General features: G+C 28.5%; 23 protein-coding genes. 20 read left to right on the top strand and 3 right to left on the bottom strand.

The window, feature by feature from the left end; genetic code table 11:
* Positions 1-2: 2 nt before the first annotated feature.
* The 19 genes from ACFYH6_RS15220 (at position 3) to malQ (ending at position 19,863) form a co-directional block, all read left to right on the top strand.
* A complete protein-coding gene (locus ACFYH6_RS15220; RefSeq protein ID WP_416180091.1) occupies positions 3-1,874 on the top strand; it encodes a glycosyltransferase in 1,872 nt (623 codons plus the stop codon).
* A complete protein-coding gene (locus ACFYH6_RS15215; RefSeq protein ID WP_416180092.1) occupies positions 1,864-3,549 on the top strand; it encodes a glycoside hydrolase in 1,686 nt (561 codons plus the stop codon). Before ACFYH6_RS15220 ends, ACFYH6_RS15215 begins: the two co-directional genes overlap by 11 nt.
* Before the next feature lie 10 nt (positions 3,550-3,559).
* Positions 3,560-4,633, top strand: coding sequence for a glycosyl hydrolase (locus tag ACFYH6_RS15210; RefSeq protein WP_416180093.1), 1,074 nt, complete (start codon positions 3,560-3,562; stop codon positions 4,631-4,633).
* Positions 4,634-4,891: 258 nt separating this feature from the next.
* Positions 4,892-5,125: a hypothetical protein gene (locus ACFYH6_RS15205; protein ID WP_416180094.1), complete on the top strand. Its 234-nt coding sequence runs from the start codon at positions 4,892-4,894 to the stop codon at positions 5,123-5,125.
* A gap of 47 nt (positions 5,126-5,172) precedes the next feature.
* Complete coding sequence (locus ACFYH6_RS15200; RefSeq protein WP_416180095.1) at positions 5,173-6,579, top strand: GH1 family beta-glucosidase; 1,407 nt, start codon at positions 5,173-5,175, stop codon at positions 6,577-6,579.
* Between the two features lie 155 nt (positions 6,580-6,734).
* Entirely contained in the window at positions 6,735-7,463 is a 729-nt protein-coding gene (locus tag ACFYH6_RS15195; RefSeq protein WP_316342633.1) for a MurR/RpiR family transcriptional regulator, read from the top strand.
* Positions 7,464-7,850: 387 nt separating this feature from the next.
* The gene (locus ACFYH6_RS15190; RefSeq protein ID WP_316342632.1) at positions 7,851-9,290 is read left to right on the top strand and encodes a glycoside hydrolase family 1 protein; all 1,440 of its coding nucleotides are present in this window, start codon (positions 7,851-7,853) and stop codon (positions 9,288-9,290) included.
* 27 nt (positions 9,291-9,317) lie between these two features.
* On the top strand, positions 9,318-9,623 hold the full coding sequence (locus tag ACFYH6_RS15185; protein WP_316342631.1) for a PTS sugar transporter subunit IIB: 306 nt from the start codon (positions 9,318-9,320) through the stop codon (positions 9,621-9,623).
* A 51-nt stretch (positions 9,624-9,674) separates the two neighbouring features.
* Positions 9,675-11,012, top strand: a complete 1,338-nt coding sequence (locus ACFYH6_RS15180) for a PTS sugar transporter subunit IIC (protein WP_416180096.1) — start codon at positions 9,675-9,677, stop codon at positions 11,010-11,012.
* 19 nt (positions 11,013-11,031) lie between these two features.
* On the top strand, positions 11,032-11,346 hold the full coding sequence (locus ACFYH6_RS15175) for a PTS lactose/cellobiose transporter subunit IIA (protein WP_316342629.1): 315 nt from the start codon (positions 11,032-11,034) through the stop codon (positions 11,344-11,346).
* A 176-nt stretch (positions 11,347-11,522) separates the two neighbouring features.
* A complete protein-coding gene (locus ACFYH6_RS15170) occupies positions 11,523-11,828 on the top strand; it encodes a PTS sugar transporter subunit IIB (RefSeq protein ID WP_316342628.1) in 306 nt (101 codons plus the stop codon).
* Positions 11,829-11,850: 22 nt separating this feature from the next.
* A complete protein-coding gene (locus ACFYH6_RS15165) occupies positions 11,851-12,387 on the top strand; it encodes a phosphatase PAP2 family protein (RefSeq protein WP_316342627.1) in 537 nt (178 codons plus the stop codon).
* A 65-nt stretch (positions 12,388-12,452) separates the two neighbouring features.
* Positions 12,453-12,644, top strand: coding sequence for a hypothetical protein (locus ACFYH6_RS15160; protein ID WP_316342626.1), 192 nt, complete (start codon positions 12,453-12,455; stop codon positions 12,642-12,644).
* 265 nt (positions 12,645-12,909) lie between these two features.
* Entirely contained in the window at positions 12,910-13,860 is a 951-nt protein-coding gene (locus ACFYH6_RS15155) for a PucR family transcriptional regulator (RefSeq protein WP_316342625.1), read from the top strand.
* 114 nt (positions 13,861-13,974) lie between these two features.
* Complete coding sequence (locus ACFYH6_RS15150; protein WP_416180097.1) at positions 13,975-15,183, top strand: maltose ABC transporter substrate-binding protein; 1,209 nt, start codon at positions 13,975-13,977, stop codon at positions 15,181-15,183.
* 154 nt (positions 15,184-15,337) lie between these two features.
* On the top strand, positions 15,338-16,255 hold the full coding sequence (locus ACFYH6_RS15145; protein WP_316342623.1) for a sugar ABC transporter permease: 918 nt from the start codon (positions 15,338-15,340) through the stop codon (positions 16,253-16,255).
* A 1-nt stretch (position 16,256) separates the two neighbouring features.
* On the top strand, positions 16,257-17,150 hold the full coding sequence (locus ACFYH6_RS15140; RefSeq protein ID WP_316342622.1) for a sugar ABC transporter permease: 894 nt from the start codon (positions 16,257-16,259) through the stop codon (positions 17,148-17,150).
* Between the two features lie 87 nt (positions 17,151-17,237).
* Positions 17,238-18,254 carry a LacI family DNA-binding transcriptional regulator gene (locus tag ACFYH6_RS15135; RefSeq protein ID WP_416180133.1) on the top strand — a complete coding sequence of 339 codons (1,017 nt, stop codon included), beginning with the start codon at positions 17,238-17,240 and terminating at the stop codon, positions 18,252-18,254.
* A gap of 124 nt (positions 18,255-18,378) precedes the next feature.
* Positions 18,379-19,863 carry a 4-alpha-glucanotransferase gene (gene malQ, locus ACFYH6_RS15130; RefSeq protein ID WP_416180098.1) on the top strand — a complete coding sequence of 495 codons (1,485 nt, stop codon included), beginning with the start codon at positions 18,379-18,381 and terminating at the stop codon, positions 19,861-19,863.
* 174 nt (positions 19,864-20,037) lie between these two features.
* Here malQ and ACFYH6_RS15125 read toward each other — a convergent pair whose 3' ends face one another.
* The 3 genes from ACFYH6_RS15125 to ACFYH6_RS15115 form a co-directional block, all read right to left on the bottom strand.
* Positions 20,038-20,466 (bottom strand): hypothetical protein, encoded by a 429-nt coding sequence (locus ACFYH6_RS15125; protein ID WP_416180099.1) that lies wholly within the window; start codon positions 20,464-20,466, stop codon positions 20,038-20,040.
* Positions 20,467-20,571: 105 nt separating this feature from the next.
* A complete protein-coding gene (locus tag ACFYH6_RS15120; protein ID WP_416180100.1) occupies positions 20,572-20,772 on the bottom strand; it encodes a hypothetical protein in 201 nt (66 codons plus the stop codon).
* Between the two features lie 82 nt (positions 20,773-20,854).
* On the bottom strand, positions 20,855-21,250 hold the full coding sequence (locus tag ACFYH6_RS15115; RefSeq protein ID WP_316342195.1) for a hypothetical protein: 396 nt from the start codon (positions 21,248-21,250) through the stop codon (positions 20,855-20,857).
* A gap of 247 nt (positions 21,251-21,497) precedes the next feature.
* Between ACFYH6_RS15115 and ACFYH6_RS15110 the strand changes: the two genes are divergently transcribed.
* Positions 21,498-22,154, top strand: a complete 657-nt coding sequence (locus ACFYH6_RS15110; protein WP_316342196.1) for an HD domain-containing protein — start codon at positions 21,498-21,500, stop codon at positions 22,152-22,154.
* The last annotated feature ends 35 nt before the right edge of the window (positions 22,155-22,189 follow it).

The raw sequence follows: 22,189 nt of genomic DNA, 5'->3' as shown, positions 1-22,189 counted from the left end.
TATTGAGATTTAGGGATAAATATTACAAGAAACAAAAGAAGGACTATGAAGATATTTTATTAGTAAAAGAAGAGGACAGAAGAATCTTATCTAATGTTCCTGATAAAGATGGAATAAGAAGTAGAATTGATCGTAGAGGCAAGAAGGTATTAGAAAGGAATAAGCATAAAGAAACAGCATTTATAGAAGGGAATAAAGCTGGAATTAGATATATTACAGAAGTTGATGTAAAAGTGAAGTGTAAGACTTCTAAAACAGAAGATGTATTTGTAGCTAAATCCAGAGATATATCAACTACTGGAATGCTAATTAAATTAGATAATAATAAAGAACTAGACTTAATTGAAAAAGCAGAGGAAATAACCTTACAGTTTAAAATACTTCCAGGTTCAATGCCAGAAGGCTATGAAATGAAAGTTAAAATAAAGGGTAAAAAGGTAAGGGATAAAATTGATGAGGATGGAAATATATTATGTGGAATAGAATTTCTAGAAACCTTATCAGAGTATTCAAATAGAACAAAGGATAGGTATTTCTTAGTTTTATCAAGTTTATCCTTACTATTTATAAGCTTGTTTATAATATTAATGAGAGTGGAAAGTGTAATCTATTTTAAATTTAATAAAATAATGTATCTTTATAGTATTATAGCAGCAGTATTTTTATTAAGTAGATATTTATTTGGTGCACTATATAAGCCTGTACCCTTAGATACTAAATATACTCCAGGAGTAACTATTGTAATTCCTTGTTTTAATGAAGAACAGTGGATAAAAAGGACAATTATTAGTTGTGTTAATCAAGACTATCCTATTGATAAACTAGAAGTAATAATAGTAGATGATTGTTCAAATGATAAATCTGTAGAGAAAATTAAGGAAGTAATAGAAGAATTAAAAAAGGAAAAGAGATTTGAGCTAGATAAAAGATTAAGTTATTATGTACAAGAAAAAAATGCAGGGAAAAGAGAAGCACTATGTACAGGAGTTCTTAAGGCAAAGCATGATTTAATAGTTTTCGTTGATTCAGATAGCTTTTTAGATCCATTTGCAATTATTAATTTAGTTCAACCTTTTAAGGACCCTAAAATGGGGGGGGTAGCTGGTAGAACAGATGTAGCTAATACCTACACTAATGCATTAACTAAAATGCAATCTGTTAGATATTATATAGCCTTTAGAATAATGAAGGCAGCAGAAGGATATTTTGATACTGTTACATGTTTATCAGGTCCTCTTTCTTGCTATAGAAAGCAAATTATAATGGATAATATGGAACTATGGAGAAACCAAAAGTTCTTAGGGCAACCAGCTACTTTTGGAGATGACAGAGCAATGACTAACTTTGTTTTAAGCAAGCACAGAACAGGCTATCAAGATACTGCCTTTTGCTCTACTATAGTACCTAATAAGTATAAAGTATTTTTAAAGCAACAGATGAGATGGAAAAGATCTTGGATTAGAGAGTCAATTATTTCAGGAAAGTTTATGTGGAGAAAGGAACCCTTTGCTGCTGTGCTTTTTTATATTGGGTTATTAGTTCCAATATTAGCACCAATTGTAGTTGGTTATAACCTTATTTATATTCCTTTATTTCAAAGAACATTCCCTACAACCTTTGTAGTTGGATTATTGATGATGGCATTAATGATGAGCTTTGCACAGATGCTTTTAAGAAAAAGTACAACCTGGATATTTGGAATGCTCTTCTGTATATTCTATGAATCAGTACTACTTTGGCAAATGCCAATTGCATGGGTAACCTTCTGGAAATCTACATGGGGAACAAGAATGACACCAAGTGATATAGAAGAAGCAAGAAAAAAGGAAATGGCTAAAAGAAGAAAAGTAGGAGGAAGTATAAATGAAGCGTAAAGAATTTTCTCCTAAAAAGAAGGATAGAGTAAAAATTGTTAGAGGTATTTTGGAAGGAATAATATTAATAGGATTATTAGTATTAGCTATAAAGTCAATTTTTACACTTTCAGAATATAGTCCCTATGAATATAACTCCATAAATAGTGGAGAAGATAATGGTTTTATTACTATTTCTTACTTCGGAGTAGATAGAAATGGAACTAATAATTTAATAAGTACTGATGCATTAGAAAATCAATTAAAGGCTTTAAAGGAAAATGGTTATGTTACTATAACTCAGCAGGATGTTTTAGATTATTATAATGAAGGAAAGAAGCTACCACCTAAAGCTTTATTATTATTATTTGAAGATGGAAGAACAGATACTGCAATATTTTCTCAAAAAATAATGGAGAAATATAATTTTAAGGCTACAATGCTAACTTATGCTGATAAGCTTTCAAAAAAGGATTCTAAGTTTTTAAAGGGAAAGGACTTAGAAAAGCTAGTTGATAGTACATATTGGGAACTAGGCACAAATGGATATAGATTAGAATACATAAATGTTTTTGATAATAATCAAAATTATTTAGGGGAATTAACAATAGATGAATTTGTAAAAGCATCAAATACGATTAATAGAGATTATAATCATTATTTAATGGATTATATTAGAGATGAAAATAATATTCCAAAGGAAACTTATAGTGAAATGAAGGCTCGTATACAATATGACTATACAAAGCTAGAGGAAACTTATAATGATGAAATAGGAACGTCACCTAACCTATATGTTCTTATGCATTCTAATACAGGTAAGTTTGGAACAAATGATAAGGTTAGTGATATTAATGAAATGTGGATTAAGAATCTCTTTGCCATTAGTTTTAATAGAGCAGAATATTCATTAAATACCAAAGATAATTCAATTTATGATTTAACAAGAATACAACCACAGGCATATTGGCCAACGAATCATTTATTAATGAAAATCTTTGATGATACAAAAAATAGTATGGATTTTGTTATAGGTAATGAGGAAAAAGCTAAGGAATTTGAAAAAATAAATGGTGAAGTAGAGTTTAAAGATGATACAATAATTCTGACATCATTACCGAAGGGAGTTGGAACATTAAAACTATTAGGTAGCAATGATTATAAAGACATTAATTTATCTGTAGAGCTTAATGGTAATATAATAGGGTCTCAAGCTATTTATCTTAGAAGTAGTGAAGATTTAAAAAATAACTTAAGATTTAGAATTGTTAATAATACTGTTAAAGTAACTGAGAGTATAGATGGAAAAGAAGATCTTCTTTACTCAAAGAATTTAAGTGGTGATAGAGATATTAAGGATATTAATATTAGTGAACCAGGAAGTAAAAAGGTTAATTTACAGTTAATTGATAATAAACTTAATGTTACTTTGGATGGAGAAGAAATTATAAAGGGATTAGAAGTAAGGTACAGGGAGTGCGGAAGTATTTTATTAGAGTCATCCTGGGGGGGAGATGACTCTAGTAAAATAAATATTCATGATGATATTTATGATGGAGTATTTAAAAATTTAAAGGTAAGCAAATTAGATAATACAGTTTTATTTGATACATCATTAAAGGGTACTGAACTTATTAAATATAATACTAAAAATTTTTTTAAGAAGTTAGTAAACTGGTTTATAACTAACCTATAGAAGAGGTAATATGATTAAAAAATATAAAAAAGTATATATTGTTCTTAGTATGTTGTTATTGGTAGTAATATCAATTTCATTGATAAAATTAATAAGAATAAAGAAAAATATTGAAAAAAACAAAGTGAATATACAAGATAAAAACATATCAATTAATGATGTTAAAGACTCTTTATTTGAAGAAATTAATAATTTATCTTCTTGGGTTGTATATTGGGATTTAGAAGTAGATGATGAAATAAAACAATTAGAAAATAAATTGGATAGTGTTTCATATTTTGCTGTAAATTTTAATGATAAGAAGGAACTTCTTGTACCCCAAAAGCTAATAACATATTATAATGATAGTAAAATATATAATTTTAAAAAATATATAACCATTGTAAATGACATAGTTTATGATAATGGAAGATCTTCTGTAAAAGATAAAGATATTTTAAAGGAACTACTTACTGATGAAGTATCAAGAAGCAATCATATTAAAGAGATTATATCCTTAGCTAATAAATATAAATTTAATGGAATAGAAATAGATTATGAGCAAATTAAAGGGGATATAGAGCTATGGAATAATTTCTTATTGTTTATAAAAGAATTGTATAGTGAAGCAAGACAAAATAATTTAGATTTAAGAGTGATACTTGAGCCAAATGCTCCTATAGATAAATTGGATTTTATAGAAGGTCCTACTTATGTAATGATGTGCTATAACTTACATGGAGGCTTTAGCGAGCCAGGGGAGAAGGCTAATAAAGAATTCATAGAAAGTTTAATAGAAAAAATGGGGAAAATAAATAGCAATAAAATCTTTGCTATAGCCACAGGGGGATTTGATTGGGTAGCAAAGGGAAATGCTAAAGCAGTATCAGAAGTAGAGGCTAACAAAATAATAGAAAAATATAATGTAGATGTAAAAAGAGATAATAATAGTCAATATTTATATTTTAACTATATTGATGAAGATGATATAAAACATGAAGTTTGGTATGCAGATAAAGTGACTTTAGAATATTTATCAGAAGTAATTACTGAAGCAGGATATGATATAAGCTTGTGGAGGTTAGGAAGTAATTTATTCAAATAGAGTTTAAAAGGTAAGAGTAGTTAACAAAGGCTCTTACCTATTTTTCTATAATAAATTAATACTATAAAAGTTAATTTTAAATATATATTTATTTAAAATTAACTGATATAATTCTTATAACAATATGTTACAAAAATAAAACAAATTATAAAAAAATGATACTTGTTTTATTAGTTTATAAAAATAAGTCTTTACACTAAAAATATTGTAGAATTAGATTAAAATGATTTGTAAGTAATTAGGTAGGAGGAATTTGGTATGCATAAAGTGGAAATTAATGGAGTTCAAATGAAATTTATAAGAGAGTTTTTTGATAATTACCAAGATGAAAAGGTTAAACTAACTGTTTTAGATGATAAGAACAGAATTAAGATAGTATATTCTGCTGAAACCGATTTATCAGCTGAAGATTTAGAAAAACATTTAAAGAATGAATTTAAGACAAAATCAGTATATGGTACAAGCCTTTACTATACTGTACATGTAAAATAGCATATTGTGTTTGAAATGGCTTATTTTTATAATAGGAGGAAAATTTAATGAAGTTTGCTAAAGATTTTTTATTTGGAGCAGCATCTGCCTCATATCAAGTTGAAGGGGCATGGAATGAAGATGGAAAAGGTGTATCTAACTGGGATGTATTTTCTAAGATACCTGGAAAAACTTTTGAAGGTACTAATGGAGATGTAGCAGTAGATCATTATCATAGATATAAAGAAGATATAAAATTAATGGCTGAAATGGGATTAGAATCTTATAGATTTTCTATTTCATGGCCAAGAATTATACCTAATGGTACTGGAGAAGTTAATACTAAAGGATTAGAATTCTACAATAATATTATTGATGAATGTTTAAAATATGGAATAGTTCCATTTGTAACATTATATCATTGGGATTTACCACAGGTTTTAGAAGAAAAGGGTGGTTGGCTTAACAAAGATACAGTAGAAGCCTTTGTTAATTATGCAGAAGTATGCTATAAGGCTTTTGGTGATAGAGTTAAGCATTGGATTACTTTTAATGAAACAGTTGTATTTTGTAGTTTAGGATATTTAGCGGGAGCTCATCCACCAGCAATAGTTGGGGATATAAATAAATATTTCCAAGCAACTCACAATGTATTCTTAGCTCATGCAAAATCTATTGAGTTATATAAATCATTAAAGCAATATGGTGAAATTGGAATTACTCATGTATTTTCTCCAGCCTTTAGTGTAGATGATAAGGAAGAAAATATTATAGCTGCTAAACATGCTAATGAATTAGAGCTTAATTGGTACTATGATCCAATATTAAAGGGTGAATATCCTAAGTATGTAGTAGATCATCTTTCTAAAAATGGAATTAATATAGATTGGACAGATGAAGAGTTAGAAATAATAAAAAATGCTGCTGATAAAAACGATTTTATTGGATTAAATTACTATCAACCTCAAAGAGTTATGAAAAATAATTTAGATGATAGTGTTGAAAGAAGTAGAGAAAATTCTACAGGGGCACCTGGAAATCCTTCCTTTGATGGTTTCTATAGAACTGTAAAGATGGATGATAAAAAGTATACTAAATGGGGTTGGGAAATATCACCTGAAGCATTTTTAGAAGGCCTTAAAATGTTAAAAGAAAGATTTGGTGATGTTAAAATATATATCACAGAAAATGGATTAGGAGATGAAGATCCAATCATTGAAGGCGAAATTGTTGATATCCCAAGAATAAAATTTATTGAAACTCACTTATCTGCAGTTAAGAATGCAATTAAAGCAGGAATAAATGTAAAAGGCTACTATGCATGGTCTGTAATAGATTTATTAAGCTGGCTTAACGGATATAAAAAACAATATGGATTTATATACGTTGACCATAATGACAACTTAAATAGAAAGAAAAAAGCCTCTTTTTATTGGTATAAGAACATAATAAAAACTAGAGGAGAAAATATTTAGATATAATAATAGTTAGGCTGAAATCTTTATACTATAGATTTCAGCCATTTTTTGAATTATAATTATTAATAAGTGATGCATACAGCTAAGCTTTAAAAAATAAAAATGAATATTTTAAAACAACTATTCATTACTATAATTAAAGGAGATAGGATATGTTTAGTTATAATAAAATACAAAATCTAAACGAATTAGAACTATCATTATATAACTATATTATGAAAAATAGTGAAAAGGTTATTTATATGAGAATAAGAGAATTGGCTAATGAAGCTCATGTCTCTACAACAACTATATTAAGATTTTGTAAGAAGTTGGACTGTGAAGGATTTTCAGAATTTAAAGTCAAATTTAAAATGTATTTAGAACAAGCAGAGGGTAAAAATCTAGCGGACAATACCTCTATGATAATAGATTTTTTGAAAAAAGCTCAGGGAGTTGAATATAAAGAAAAAATAGATTTAGTTTGTAGGGAACTAGATAAAGCTAGCACAATTATTATTGTAGGAATAGGTTTTTCAGGAATACTTTCCAAATATGCTGCTAGATATCTTTCAGCTACAGGAAAAAACGCTTTATATATAGACGATCCTTTTTATCCATTAAATTTCAAATATAGTGACAATTATATAACTATTGCATTTTCTGTTTCTGGAGAAACACCAACAGTAATAGATCATATAAATAGGCTAAAGAGAAAAGGCAGTAAGATAATAAGCATTACTAATAATGAAGATTCAACATTATCCAAAATATCTGATATTAATATTGGATACTATGTGCAACAAGAAAAAACAGAAGATTATGATATTACAACTCAGATACCAGCTTTATATATTATAGAGACAATAGGAAGAAAATTGTACAAGACTAAGAAGGGATAGAATTAATTCTATCCTTTTTATAATTTTATTAATTCAGTTTTGAAATAGAATAAATATTATATGAGGTTAACTTGGCGCTTGCGACATCACAAAGAAAAAATAAAATGAAAAGTTTATATTACAAAGCAAATTTTTTATAATTCCGAATGAAGTGAGGAATTATTACCTTCCACATAGAGGGAAATAAATAGTATATGAGGGCGACTTGGAGTTTACGACGGAGCAACGAATATACTATTTATTTCCCATTTTTTTATGGAACGATTTGTTATTTTTATGGAACAAATTATATAAATCAAATGCTTGTTTTTTTAAGGGTGGAAATGATTACAAAGGGTGTTGTATGATGTATAATGAAATCATCAAAAAGGATTGGAGGAGGGAAATGTGATTTACGATAAACTTGATAAATTTAAAGAAGGTTTCTTGTGGGGAAGTGCTTCTGCAGCATATCAAGTTGAGGGTTCCTATAATATAGATGGAAAAGGGCCAAGCATTTGGGATAAGTTTTCAGAAATTCCTGGAACAACTTATAAAGGAACAAATGGAAAGATAGCAGTAGATCATTATAAGAGATTCAAAGAAGATGTAGCTTTAATGAAAGAAATGGGACTTAAGGCATACAGATTTTCAATAGCATGGAGTAGAATTTATCCTAAGGGTAGAGGCGAAGTAAATGAAAAAGGCTTAGAATTCTACGATACGCTAATAGATGAACTTATTGCCAATGATATAAAGCCTATTATTACAATATACCATTGGGATTTACCTCAATATCTTCAAGACCTTTATGGAGGCTGGGAGTCAAGAGAAATCATAGAAGATTTTAATAACTACTGTATAACTCTATATAAAAGATATGGTGAAAAAGTTAAGTGTTGGGTAACACTTAATGAGCAAAATGTATTTATGCTTTTAGGTTATAAAATCGGAATTCATCCACCAGGAATAAAGGACGAAAAAAGAATGCTTAAAGCTAATCATATAGCTAGTTTAGCTAATGCAAAGGCTATAGTATCTTTTAGAGAATATGTTAGTAATGGAATGATTGGACCAAGCTTTGCTTTTACACCTAATTATGCTTATACATGTAAACCAGAAGATGTTTTAGCAAGGGAAAACGCAGAAGATATGAATTGTCATTGGTGGTTAGACGTATATTGTTTTGGAAATTATCCAGCATTTGCTTTAAGTACTTATGAGAAACAAGGTATAGCACCAGAAATAGAGGATGGTGATTTAGAATTATTAGAAAGAGGAAAACCAGATTTTATAGGAATAAATTACTATAGAAGTGAAACTGTAGAAGAAAATCCTTTAGGAGGAATTAGTGACTTTGAAGAAATAAATACATCAGGGAAAAAAGGGACTTCTAAGGATTATGGAATTCCAGGTAATTTTAAAACAGTTAAAAATCCTCATTTAGAAAGAACAAATTGGGATTGGGAAATAGATCCAACAGGTTTAAGGGTAGGAATTAGAAGAATAAACAGCAGATATAGATTACCTATACTAGTGACAGAAAATGGTCTTGGAGAATTTGATAGTCTAGAAGAAAATGATGTAATAAATGATGATTATAGAATTGACTTTATAAGAAATCATATATTAGCATGCAGACAGGCTATTACTGATGGAGTTGAGTTGCTGGGATATTGCACCTGGTCATTTACAGATCTTCTTAGTTGGCTTAATGGGTATCAAAAAAGGTATGGTTTTGTTTATGTAAATAGAGATGAAAACAGTGAAAAGGATTTAAGACGTATAAAAAAGAAAAGCTTTTATTGGTACAAAAATGTAATCAAAACTAATGGCGAAGAGCTTTAGTTGTATATAAATTTAGGAGGGATTAATATGAAAAAAATATTATTAGTTTGTGCAGCAGGTATGTCAACAAGTTTATTAGTTAACAAGATGAAGGCAGCAGCAAAAGAAAAGGGAATTGAAATTGATATTGATGCTTTACCAGTTTCAGAATGTTCAAGCGTTATTGATACTGTAGATATAGTATTACTTGGACCTCAAGTAAGATTCCAAAAACCACAAGTAGATGCATTAGTTAAGGGAAGAGTTCCTGTAGAAGTTATAGATATGAGATTATATGGAACTATGAATGGAAAAGCAATATTAGAAGGTGTATTAAAAACTCTTGGAATTTAATAAGTAACAAGAGGTTTAATAAATATAAAAAATTATAAGGGGGAAAACACAATGAGCTTTATGACAAAATTAGAAAACAGCATGGAAAAAATACTTGTTCCAATTGCAACAAAATTAAATGCCCAAAGACATGTTTGTGCAGTTAGGGATGCATTTATCTTAACCTTCCCATTAACAATGGCAGGTTCATTAATGGTATTAATAAATAATGTTTTACTTCATCCAGATGGATTTATAGCAAAACTTTTACATTTAGGGGATTTGATTCCTAATTTAGCAGATTATCAAGCTATATTTGCACCAGTATTAAATGGATCTTTAAACATTTTAGCAATTTTAATAGTATTTTTAATAGCAAGGAATCTTGCAAGATCCTTAGGTGCTGATGACCTATTAACTGGTTTAACTGCAGTATCAGTATTCTTTATAATGTATCCATCAGCAGTTGATGGAAACCTTACAATGCAATATATGGGACCACAAGGTTTATTCGTTTCTTTAATAATAGGTTTAGTAGTTGGTGAAGTTTTATCAAGACTTTCTAAGACACCTAAACTAGAAATTAAGATGCCAGAACAAGTTCCTCCAGCAGTTGCTAGAACATTTAAAATATTATTACCAATAATAATAGTAACAGTTGGTTTCTCAATTCTTAACTTTATATTAGGTAAAATTACTAATGGTGGAGGAATTCATACTATAATTTATAACTTATTACAAGCTCCATTAACTAAACTTGGAGATAGTATTATATCAGTAGTAATTATGGCTTTAGTATCAAACTTATTATGGATCATGGGTATCCATGGACCAAATACTATTGCAGCAGTAAGAGATACTATGTTTGCAGAACCAAATGCAGCTAACTTAGCTTTCGCACAAGCTAATGGAACAGCATGGGGAGCTCCATTCCCAACAACTTGGGCTTTAGTAGATGGATTCTCTAACTACGGTGGATCAGGTTGTACACTTGGATTAATTATAGCTATTCTTATATTCTCAAGAATGAAGGATCAAAAGGATATAGCTAAGTTATCTATAGGACCTGGATTATTTAACATTAATGAATCAGTAATATTTGGTTTACCAATAGTATTAAACCCAATATTTATAATACCTTTCTTATTAGTACCAGTTGTTAACCTATTAATAGGATATGGAGCTATTGTAGCAAAAATTATTCCACCAATAGCTTATGGAGTGCCTTGGACTACTCCAGGACCACTTATACCTTTCGTAGGAACAGGTGGAGAAATTATGGGACTTGTAGTTGGATTTGTATGCTTAGCAGTCAGTGTATTAATTTATGCACCTTTCGTTATAGCATCTAATAAAGCAGCTGCAAAAGCTGAAGAAGAAGGACTAAATTCAAACGTAGAAACTATGTAAAAGATAGGAGAAGGATGAAATGAATGAACTAGAATTAGTTGCTTTTGAAATAATAAGCAATGTTGGAATGGCTAAATCATTAGCGATGGAAGCAATAAGAGAAGCTAGAGCAGGAAATTTTGAAGAAGCAGAAAAAAAGGTAGATGAGGCTAAGGGATTTTTGCTAGAGGGACATCATGCCCATTCTGGTTTAATTCAAAATGAAGCTAACGGAAAAAAACTAGAGTTTTCTTTAATAATAATGCATGCAGAAGATCAACTTATGAGTGCAGAAACAATTAAGGATATAGCTATAGAATTAATTGAAATGAATAAAGAAATTAAAAGTAAATAATATGCATTTAAAATAAACTATAAAAGGGAGCTGTCAATTTTTGATAGCTCCCTTTGTTTCATATAAAAGTAATCAAAAGTAATAGTAAATGTATTAATTAATAAATGTTTTATAGGAGTATCCTTGCTTAAAAGAGTGTTGAAAATATATAATTATAAAAAACAGGAGGTATTTTTATGAAAAAAATATTATTAGTTTGTGCAGGAGGTATGTCAACAAGTATTTTAGCTAATAAGATGAAGGCTGCAGCAAAAGAGAAGGGTTTAGCAATTGAAGTTGATGCTTTAGGAGTTTCACAATGTGAAGGTGTTATTGATACTGTTGATATAGTTTTAATTGGACCTCAAGTAAGATACCAAAAACCACAAGTAGATGAACTAGTTAATGGACGAGTACCTGTGGAAGTTATTGATATGAAACTTTATGGAACAATGAATGGAAAAGCTGTATTAGAAGGTGTGTTAAAAACTCTTGGAATTTAAAAATAAAAAATGAGGCGAGAATATGTTAGAGATAATAAGTAACTTAGATATTAATATATTGAATTTTATTAGAGATAACTTATCAAATGCTGTTATGGATAAGATTATGGTAGTTATAACAAGCTTAGGAGATAAGGGCCTTATATGGATAGTAATGGCATTAATATTATTAGCTGTAAAGAAATATAGGAAAATAGGAATAATTTTATTAATTTCTTTACTAATGACATCTTTACTTGGTGAGGGGATAGTTAAAAATATAGTACAAAGGCCAAGGGCTTTTATAACATATCCAGATATAAGTATAATAATAAATCCACCAACTTCATTTTCATTTCCATCTGGGCATACGGCTTCATCCTTTGCAGCAGCTGTAGTTCTAGGACATTATTTTAAAAAATGGAGTTTTTTATTTTATTTTTTAGCAACCTTAATTGCTTTTTCAAGACTATATCTTTTTGTACATTATCCATCAGACATAATAGTTGGTATAGCACTAGGAACTATTTGTGGTTTACTTACTATAAAGCTTTTAGATAAAACTATAAAACTATCATAATTAACTAGTATAAATTATTATTAAAGGTAAAATATAATAGTATATTAGTTAGGAGGTTTATAATTATGGGTATGGAAGATATAGAAAAGAAATTAAAGGAACTTTACAAAGATGTTAAGTCTGGTAAATTAACTGAAGAAATTGCAGAAGAAATATCAGAATTAATTAATAAGGCTGAAGAAATAGGTGGCGATTTTAAAGATAGTGTTTCTTCAATGATAAATGATATGAAAAATTCAATTAAAAAGATGAAATAATTTAAAAAATAGTTAAGATACTTTTGTTTATCTTAACTATTTTTGTAATATACACATAATTTGTGTAAAAAAACAACCTATGTTGGATAAAAGTACAAAAAAAGTTTTCTGAATTGTACAAATATACTATTGAATAAAAACGATTCCAATTATATAATTGCAATATAGAAAGAAAAAGTATAAAATAAACATACAAATTCATTCTTGATTTTTTGGAAACGTTACCTGTTTTCAGAAAGTAAATAATTTATATGGGAGGGAGCTCATGTATGGATTAAGAAATTCTTTTAAAAAGATAAGTGAAGAAATTCAGATTCCCTTCAAGCTAGTTGATAAAGATGGAGCTATCTTAGCAGATTTCCTTTCTCAAGAAAATATAAAAACCATAAGTTGTTCAATTAAAATTCCAACAGAAGAATTAACATTAGAAACTTATGAAAATTATAGTAACTGTATAGCATTATTAAAATGTTTTTTAGAGCAGGAGCTTGGAAATACAGTTAAGTCTAAAGAGGAAATTATAGTAGATATTTTAAAGGGAAAGGAATTTTCAGATGATATCTTAAAAGAAGTTATTAAGTACAAGCCTTTTAAATTAATACTTGTTTATCTAAATGAAAAACAATTAAAAAAAGGTTTGGAAATAATAAAGAATAATCCTTTGGAAGATGACAGTATTATAGTAACTCAGGATGAATATATTCTAATTATAAGCAAAAATGAAATTAGCAAAGAAAAAATAAATGAGTTATTCAAATTAATAAGTAAGAATATAACTAAAAAAGTATATATGACTTATTGCAATATACATGAATATAAAGAATTAAAAGAAAGATTTGAATACTTAAAAGGAAATATAGGGATTTGCATAAAATATGAATTGGCATCTAAGGTTTACGGAGAAAATTCTTTATTACTTGAAAAGATGATCAATAATGCAAGTGACGAAGAAATAACTCGTGCATATAAGCAGTATAATAATATTTTTTCTAAATTAGATAATGAACTAATTAAGACTATAGAAGTATTTTTGGGAGAAGGACTTAAAATTAGTGAGTCTGCTGAAAAACTATATATTCATAGAAACACATTGTTTTATAGAATAGATAAGATAAAAAAAATCATAAATTATGATATTTCTAACTTCAATGAAGCATTAGAATTCAAGATACTATTTTTACTTTGGAAAGAAGCTATTAATAGTAGTAGGTTATAGGGTTAAGTGGAAACGGTACCGGAAAGGTTACCTGAAAATGTTATCAATAAGTTAATAAACCTAAAAAGGGTTTATAATATAAAGATCAAAAATAGATTTTGGGAGGAATATATTATGGTAAAACGTTCAAAAGTATTAGCAGTATTAATTGCTGGTATAATCACAACAACTGCATTTGTTGGTTGTGGAAGTAAGAGTAAAGATGGAGGTAGTACTTCAGGAGAAAAGAAAACATTAACTGTTTGGTCTCACTTTACTACAAACGAAGTTCAAGAGTTTGAAAAGGTAGCTAAGGCTTGGGGAGAAGAAAACAATGTTGAAGTTAGCGTTGTTGAAGACCAAGGAAAATTCCAAGAAATGATACAAGCTGCTCAAAGTGATAACGGACCTGATATAATTTTAGGAGTTCCACATGATAATTTAGGAACATTCCAAAAAGCTGGAATTACTGCAGAAGTACCAGTTGGTATGGTTACAGAAGACAAATATACTTCTAAAGCATTAGTTGATGCAGTAACTATAGATGGTAAAGTTTATGCAATTCCATTTGCACAAGAAACAACAGCAATGTTCTATAATAAAGATTTAGTTAAAGAAGTTCCAAAGACTATGGAAGATTTAGTTGCTCAAGCAAAAGAAGTTGGATTTGTTTATAACATAAACGATTTCTATTTCTCATATGCTTTCCTTTCAGCTAATGGTGGATATGTTTATAAGAATAATAATGGTACATTAGATCCAAGTGATATTGGACTTGGAAATGAAGGAGCTGTAAAAGGACTTCAATTTATTTCTGATTTAGTAAATAAAGATAAATTAATGGCAGCAGATATTACTGGTGATATAGCTAAGGGAGAATTCACTTCAGGTAAAGCTGGATTCTACTTCTCAGGTCCATGGGATGTGGCTGGTGCTAAAGAAGCAGGATTAAACTTTGGTGTAATTCCAATGCCAACATTAAACGGAAATGCTCCAAGTACTTTCTTAGGTGTTCAAACTTCATTTGTTAATGAAAATTCTAAAAATAAAGATTTAGCATGGAAGTTAATGGAAGAGTTCGTTAATAAGGGACAAGATATAGTTTATAAAACTGGTAGCAGAATTCCTGTAGCTAAGGACTACACTGTTGATGATGAATACACTAAAGCATTTATGGAACAAGCTAAGGTTGCAACTCCAATGCCAAATATAGTTGAAGTACAAGCTATGTGGGAACCAGCAAATAATAATTTAAGATTATTAACTTCTGGTCAAAGTGATGCAGCAACTACTGGTAAGAATATAGTTGATCAAGTTAAAGAAGGTATAAAACAAATAAAATAATTACAGGATGTAATTACAATGCATAATGGGTAATGCATTATGCATTAGAATTTTGAGAAACTCCTTAGGGAGTTTCTTCCTTAATTCTACATTTTACATTCTACATTTTACATTCTACATTTTACATTTTACATTTTACAAAGGGGGATTTTAAATGGGAATGAAGAGTAAAAGTCCTAAAGCTTATTATTTCTTAGCTCCAGCACTGATTTCAATATGTATATTCACATTATTTCCAGTATTATCAACAGTATTTTATGCTTTTACTGATTATACTCAATATTCTAAAGGTGAAATTAAGTTTGTAGGTTTATCAAACTTTGTAGAAGTTTTGGTGGGACCATTTAAGGAAACATTTTTACCTGTATTTGGATGGACAATGATTTTTGCAATAATATCAACCCTTGGATGCTTCTTATTAGGTTTAGTTATAGCATTAGTTTTAAATAACCCTAACATTAAAGAAAGAGGATTTTATAAAGGAATTTTAATACTTCCTTGGGCGTTACCAGCATCAGTTGCAATTATATCATTCCAAGGATTATTTAATGGAAGCTATGGACAAATAAATAATTTCTTAATGCAAATTAATTTAATTCAAGAACCTATAAAATGGCTAACAGATCCTAATTTAGCAAGAATAAGTATATTAATGGTTAATATATGGCTTGGATTCCCATATATGATGAATGTTTGCTTAGGTTCTTTAGCAGCAATACCAGAAGTATATTATGAAGCAGCAGAGGTAGATGGAGCTAGCAAGTGGAAGCAATTTATGAACATAACAATACCATCAATAGCTAAAACTGCATATCCACTTATAATATCATCCTTTGCATTTAATTTTAATAATTTCGGTTCTGCTTATTTAATTACAGGAGGTAACCCTCCAAGATTAAATACTCAATTTGCAGGATATACAGACATATTAGCATCAGTAAATTACAAACTTTCAATGCAATTTGGTAGATTTGAGATTGCATCTGCACTTAGCATAATAATATTTATAATAATTGCATCAATTTCAGTTATTCAAATGAAAGCATCTGGTCAGTTTGAGGAGGTTGAATAATATGCAAATAGAAATAAATTCAAAAAGTATGGCGATGAATAAAGAAAAAGTCGTGTATAAAAAGAAGTTAAGACCTGATGAAATAAGAACAGCTTGGTTTGGAAGAATATTTATATGGATAATGATATTAATAACATTATTTCCTATAGTAGCTGTAATTTCTGCATCTATGGCAAAGGGAAGTTCATTTACTCAAACATCATTTTTCCCAGCAGAATGGACACTTGATAATTATGTAAAAGTACTTGAAAAAACAAATTTCTTATTATGGCTTAGAAATTCACTAATTATTTGTACTAGTGTTGCAGTTCTTCAATTAGTGTTATCAGTTCCAGCAGCTTTTGCTTTCTCTAAGCTAAGATTCTGGGGAAGAAAAAAAGGACTTATGAGTTTATTAATTCTTCAAATGTTTCCAGCTGCTATGGCATTACCAGCAATAATGGGAATAGTTTTCACATACAACTTAACTAATAAACCAATAGTGCTAATACTTATATTAGCTGGTGGTAGTGCATATAATATTTGGCTTTTAAAGGGTGCAGTAGATGGTATTCCAGATGAATTAGTTGAAGCAGCATACATTGATGGGGCATCTACATTTAAAGTATTTACATCAGTAATACTACCTTTATTAAGAAATATGTTAATAGTAATATTCTTATTTGCATTTATAGGAGCTTATAGTGAATTTATGTTTACTTCAGCAATATTAAAAAATGCAGATGTACAAACTATTGTAACTGGATTACAAAAATTTATTAAGGATCAATTCTCAGCAAATTGGACTCAATATTCAGCAGCAGCAGTAATGGCTACTACACCAATTGTAGTTATATTTATGCTTTTCCAAAAGTATATAGCAGGTGGATTAGTTTCTGGATCAGTAAAGGAATAGTGTATTATATTAAGGTAAACATTATAAAAATATAGGTGATAATGGAAACGGTACCGAATATTTTGTCGAATTTTGGAGGGATTTATGATTAACATAAGAGATATTGCAAATATAGCTGGGGTAGGGGTTAGTACGGTATCACGTGTAATTAACAATCATCCAGACGTTAAGGAGCAAACAAGAGAAAAAGTTTTAGAGATTATAAAAGAGAATAATTATATACCAAACAACAGTGCAAGAAATTTAAAAAAGAACAATTCAAATAATATTGGGGTATTAATAAAAGGGGTATTTAATCCTTTTTTCTCAGAAATGTTAGATTTAATTAGTAAAAGAATATCTAAAGCTGGTTATTCAATGATATTAGAACATCATGACTATCTAAGTGATGATGAAATGAATAATTTAATATCCATAATAAAGGAAAAAAGACTACAAGGTGTTATATGTCTTGGAGGCAACTTTACAGACGTAAAAAATGATGACTTTAAAGATATTAATGTTCCTGTAGTGCTAACATCTATTAATCATAAGTATGGAAAAGAGTTATCTAAATTTTCATCAGTATCCATAGATAATGAAAAGGCAGCCTATTCGGCTACTAAATATTTAATAGATTTTGGCCATAGAAATATAGCTTTAATGCTAGGGGATGAATATGATATTGGAATTAGTCATCGAAGAGAAGCTGGATATTTACAAGCTTTGATTGATAATGGTATTTCAGTTAATAGGGAATATAGAATTTTAGGGAATTATGATTATAGAGGAGCCTATGAAGAAACTAAAAAATTTTTAGATGAACATAATGAAGTTACAGCTATATTTGCAATATCAGACATAATGGCTGTAGGATGTGCTAAGGCTATAAAAGACAGAGGGTTAATAGTAGGAAAAGATATTTCAATTATAGGATTTGATGGTATGGATATAAGTGAATTTTATAACCCTACTATAACAACAGTTATACAACCTAAAGTGGAAATGGCTAAAATTAGTGTTGATTTATTATTAGATTTAATGATGAATAAAACAGATAATAAACACATTATTCTTAATACAGAATTAATAAAAAGAGAATCAACAAACCCTAGGATAGAATAATAAAAATTATTATTATAAATTTTAAGATTATACCCTGAAACAGAATTTTGCAAATCTTTTATTAAAAATGTTATACTAGCGTTGTGTAAAATATATGAAAATTTGGCAGAAATGAGGTAGTAAAATGGAAAGAAGTAGTGGAATATTAATGCATATTTCATCATTACCTGGAAAGTATGGAATAGGTACTTTTGGGAAACAAGCCTTTTCATTTATAGATTTCTTAAAAAAAAGTGGACAAAAATATTGGCAGATACTTCCCCTGGGGCAAACAGGATATGGAGATTCTCCATACCAATGTTTTTCAGCTTTCGCTGGTAATCCATACTTTATAGATTTCGATATATTGGAAGAAGAAGGCTTATTAAATAAAGGTGATTATGAAAATTTAGATTATGGATCAAAAGAAGATACAGTTGAATATCAAAAGTTATTTATTAATAAAAATAAAGTTCTTAGAATTGCTTATGAAAATTCAAAAGGAAAGTATACTAAGGAATTAAAGAAATTTATAGCTGAAAATAAATTTTGGATAGAAGACTATTCTTTATATATGGCAGTTAAAAATCATTTTGATTTAGTTAGTTGGTATAATTGGGATGATGATATAAGACTTAGAAAAAAAGAAGCAATAAATCATTATAAGACATTACTTAAAGATGAGATTAATTATTGGATATTCATTCAATATATTTTCTTTAAGCAATGGAATAACTTAAAGAAATATGCTAATGAAAATGAAATAAATATAATAGGAGATATACCAATATATGTAGCTGAAGATAGTGCAGATATTTGGAGTAATCCTAAATATTTTAACCTAGATAAGGATATGAAACCAATAACAGTTGCAGGATGTCCTCCAGACACATTCTCATGCACAGGTCAATTATGGGGAAATCCTATTTACAATTGGAAGGCTCTTGAAGAAGATGGATATGATTGGTGGATAAAAAGAGTTAGAGAGAGTTTCAAAATATACGATGTAGTTAGAATTGATCATTTTAGAGGATTCGAAGCTTATTGGGAAATTCCATATGGAGATAAAACTGCAGAGAATGGTCAGTGGACAAAGGGACCTGGAACTAAGCTTTTCAAAGCAATAAAAGATAAAATTGGAGATGTAAAAATAATTGCAGAAGATTTAGGAATGATGACAGATGAAGTAATCAAACTTAGAGATTATACAGGTTTCCCAGGAATGAAAATACTTGAATTTGCTTTTGGTGGAGAAGATAGTGGAGATTTACCACATAACTATCCAGTAAACTGCGTAGCCTATACAGGAACTCATGATAATGATACAGTATGTGGCTGGTACAACTCAACAGGAACTACAGCAGAAATAGAAAAGGCTAAGAAATATCTTAATTTAACTTACGAAGAAGGTATTGCTAGAGGTTTAATAAGAGGAGTATGGTCTAGTACTGCTTACCTAGCAATTACAACTATGCAAGATTTCTTAGGACTAGGAAAAGAAGCTAGAATGAACTTCCCATCAACTCTAGGAGGCAACTGGATGTGGAGAGCAAAAGAAAGTGATTTTACTGATAAACTAGCAAAAGAAATTTATGATTTAACTAAGTTATATAATAGAGTAGCTAAGTAATAGGTAATAGGTAATAGTGAAGAGTGAATAGATAAGGTTAAGAGTTAGGAGTTTAAAAGGTGTCTGCTTTGTAGACACTTTTTTATTAGTTTATGTTTTAAATTGGTGTTGATAATGGAAAGGATGAAAGTTAATAAATAAATTTATTAACTTTCAATTCGTAATAGTTTAATATTAATCGCTTTCATTATTATTAACTTTACTTAATTCAATAGTTTCTTCTGTATTATTCCATTTTATAACTACATTCAACTTATCTTTATTCTTAGATTTTGATACAGAGCCAAATATCTCTTTATCATAATCGTCTTCAAAAGTAAAACCTCCAAATTTTTCGGCTGTTAATTCACTGTACTCAAAATATCCACCCGTACTGTTACCTGATAAGAATTCTGCATTTAAAGTAGCCTTTAATGGCAACTGTTCTTCTTGCCCTATATACTTAATATTAACTATATACTTATCGTTTTCATCAAATATCATTGTTGATTCCCAATTTAAACTTCCACCCTGATACGTTACTTTAGTTATAGTTTCACTCGTACACATAGTCATAATGATGCAATTTAACAGAATAGTAAATGTTAATAACAATTTCTTCACTTCTTATCATATACTCCTTTCAATATAAACATCTATTATATTACTCAATACAATACAATACAATTACTCACTTCCTATAAGTTTATCAATTCGTAATAGTTAAGATTATTCCTTCGTATTTTTAGTATCTCTTATTTCATCAATAATAGAATACGTACAATAGAGCATAGTAAAAACAATTATTGTTGCAACTGCAATACTAGTTTGTTCCTGGTCAAACCCTATTAATTCAAATAAAATAAGAAATCCGATAATAATAACAATTGATAATAAAAAAGCCCTAATAAAATTTTTACCATTATTCATAAATTACACCTCATAATATTTATTAACTCTTAATTAAATACAATTACTTAGATCCTATAAATTAATTTGTAATATTTCAAAATTAATATTCTTTATATAAGCTTGATATTAATGTATATCCTAAGACAATATTTGCTATAGTAAATACACTGCTAAATGAATTTGGAATTTGAATAAAAGTTAAAACTAAATATTGCATAGAAAAAATTAGAGAAGGTATTCCTAAAATTATTAATTTAGTAATATCAAATTTCCATTTTCCTTCCTTAGTTAATTCTGATAAAAACTTATCTAAACCTAATACCATACCAATTCCGCCAAAGAATATCAGCTTTACCATTGTAATTAACCAGTAGTTATAAATAAAAGTTATTTTTGCTTCTTCATAATGTTTTGCCAATATACTTGAACCTAAATAATATAAACTTATAAGAAGAATAAGATAAATAAGATATTTTACTGTATTTTTACTATTCATTTTATTTTTTCTCCCCAATACCTAGTATTTTAATACAAATGTATAATAATATATATTCTTATTATACATTAATTGGGATATAATTCCACAAAGATAATGACATTATACAGAATTGAAAAAATTAATTAATTATCAACATTCAAATAAAATAGAGTCTTTTATTATTAAAAATTAAATATTTATCATGGGATTCAAGTTAATGATTAATGTATAATAATTATATAATTTACTACAAAAGGAGAATAAAATGGATAAATCTTTAAAGATAGAAAAAACTAAAGAATTTGTGAAAAACAAACTATATGGAGAAGGAAGTGGACACGATTGGTTCCATATAGAAAGAGTATATAACTTATCTAAATATATAGCTGAAAAAGAAAATGCAGATTCTTTTATTGTTGAAATGACTGCATTATTACATGATATTGATGATTGGAAATTTTCAAAGTCCAATGATAGTAATACTACCGTTACAGAAGATTTCTTAAAGTCCATAGAAGTAGACGAATTATCCTCTGAAGCAATAATAAAAATAATAAAAACTATGTCTTATAAAGGTGGAGTTGTGGATTCAACCCAACATACAATTGAAGGGAAAGTAGTTCAAGATGCAGATAGATTAGATGCTATAGGTGCAATAGGAATAGCTAGAACCTTTGCTTATGGTGGCAGTAAAAATCGTCTAATGTATGATCCATCAATAAAACCTATGGATTTTAAAAACTTAGATGAAGTTAAAAATGCAGAAAATCATACAATAAATCATTTTTATGAAAAATTATTAAAATTAAAAGATTTAATGAATACAGATACAGCAAAGGAAATAGCAGAAAAAAGACATAAATTTATGGAAGAGTTTTTAGATGAGTTTTATAATGAATGGAACTTTAAAGGAATGGATTAATATTGTGTATTATTTCTCCTTCTTTTACTTATATT

This window comes from Clostridium sp. HCS.1 (assembly GCF_047900555.1).
GTDB lineage: Bacteria > Bacillota > Clostridia > Clostridiales > Clostridiaceae > Clostridium.
Note: the sequence above shows the minus strand (reverse complement) of the source record. Positions and strands in the feature narration are given on the sequence as shown.

Bases quoted from the DNA above. Each gene is read 5' to 3' on its own strand.
- ACFYH6_RS15215 (WP_416180092.1), top strand. From the start codon at position 1,864: ATGAAGCGTAAAGAATTTTCTCCTAAAAAGAAGGATAGAGTAAAAATT.
- ACFYH6_RS15210 (WP_416180093.1), top strand. From the start codon at position 3,560: ATGATTAAAAAATATAAAAAAGTATATATTGTTCTTAGTATGTTGTTA.
- ACFYH6_RS15205 (WP_416180094.1), top strand. From the start codon at position 4,892: ATGCATAAAGTGGAAATTAATGGAGTTCAAATGAAATTTATAAGAGAG.
- ACFYH6_RS15200 (WP_416180095.1), top strand. From the start codon at position 5,173: ATGAAGTTTGCTAAAGATTTTTTATTTGGAGCAGCATCTGCCTCATAT.
- ACFYH6_RS15195 (WP_316342633.1), top strand. From the start codon at position 6,735: ATGTTTAGTTATAATAAAATACAAAATCTAAACGAATTAGAACTATCA.
- ACFYH6_RS15185 (WP_316342631.1), top strand. From the start codon at position 9,318: ATGAAAAAAATATTATTAGTTTGTGCAGCAGGTATGTCAACAAGTTTA.
- ACFYH6_RS15180 (WP_416180096.1), top strand. From the start codon at position 9,675: ATGAGCTTTATGACAAAATTAGAAAACAGCATGGAAAAAATACTTGTT.
- ACFYH6_RS15175 (WP_316342629.1), top strand. From the start codon at position 11,032: ATGAATGAACTAGAATTAGTTGCTTTTGAAATAATAAGCAATGTTGGA.
- ACFYH6_RS15170 (WP_316342628.1), top strand. From the start codon at position 11,523: ATGAAAAAAATATTATTAGTTTGTGCAGGAGGTATGTCAACAAGTATT.
- ACFYH6_RS15165 (WP_316342627.1), top strand. From the start codon at position 11,851: ATGTTAGAGATAATAAGTAACTTAGATATTAATATATTGAATTTTATT.
- ACFYH6_RS15160 (WP_316342626.1), top strand. From the start codon at position 12,453: ATGGGTATGGAAGATATAGAAAAGAAATTAAAGGAACTTTACAAAGAT.
- ACFYH6_RS15155 (WP_316342625.1), top strand. From the start codon at position 12,910: ATGTATGGATTAAGAAATTCTTTTAAAAAGATAAGTGAAGAAATTCAG.
- ACFYH6_RS15150 (WP_416180097.1), top strand. From the start codon at position 13,975: ATGGTAAAACGTTCAAAAGTATTAGCAGTATTAATTGCTGGTATAATC.
- ACFYH6_RS15145 (WP_316342623.1), top strand. From the start codon at position 15,338: ATGGGAATGAAGAGTAAAAGTCCTAAAGCTTATTATTTCTTAGCTCCA.
- ACFYH6_RS15140 (WP_316342622.1), top strand. From the start codon at position 16,257: ATGCAAATAGAAATAAATTCAAAAAGTATGGCGATGAATAAAGAAAAA.
- malQ (WP_416180098.1), top strand. From the start codon at position 18,379: ATGGAAAGAAGTAGTGGAATATTAATGCATATTTCATCATTACCTGGA.
- ACFYH6_RS15120 (WP_416180100.1), bottom strand. From the start codon at position 20,772: ATGAATAATGGTAAAAATTTTATTAGGGCTTTTTTATTATCAATTGTT.
- ACFYH6_RS15115 (WP_316342195.1), bottom strand. From the start codon at position 21,250: ATGAATAGTAAAAATACAGTAAAATATCTTATTTATCTTATTCTTCTT.
- ACFYH6_RS15110 (WP_316342196.1), top strand. From the start codon at position 21,498: ATGGATAAATCTTTAAAGATAGAAAAAACTAAAGAATTTGTGAAAAAC.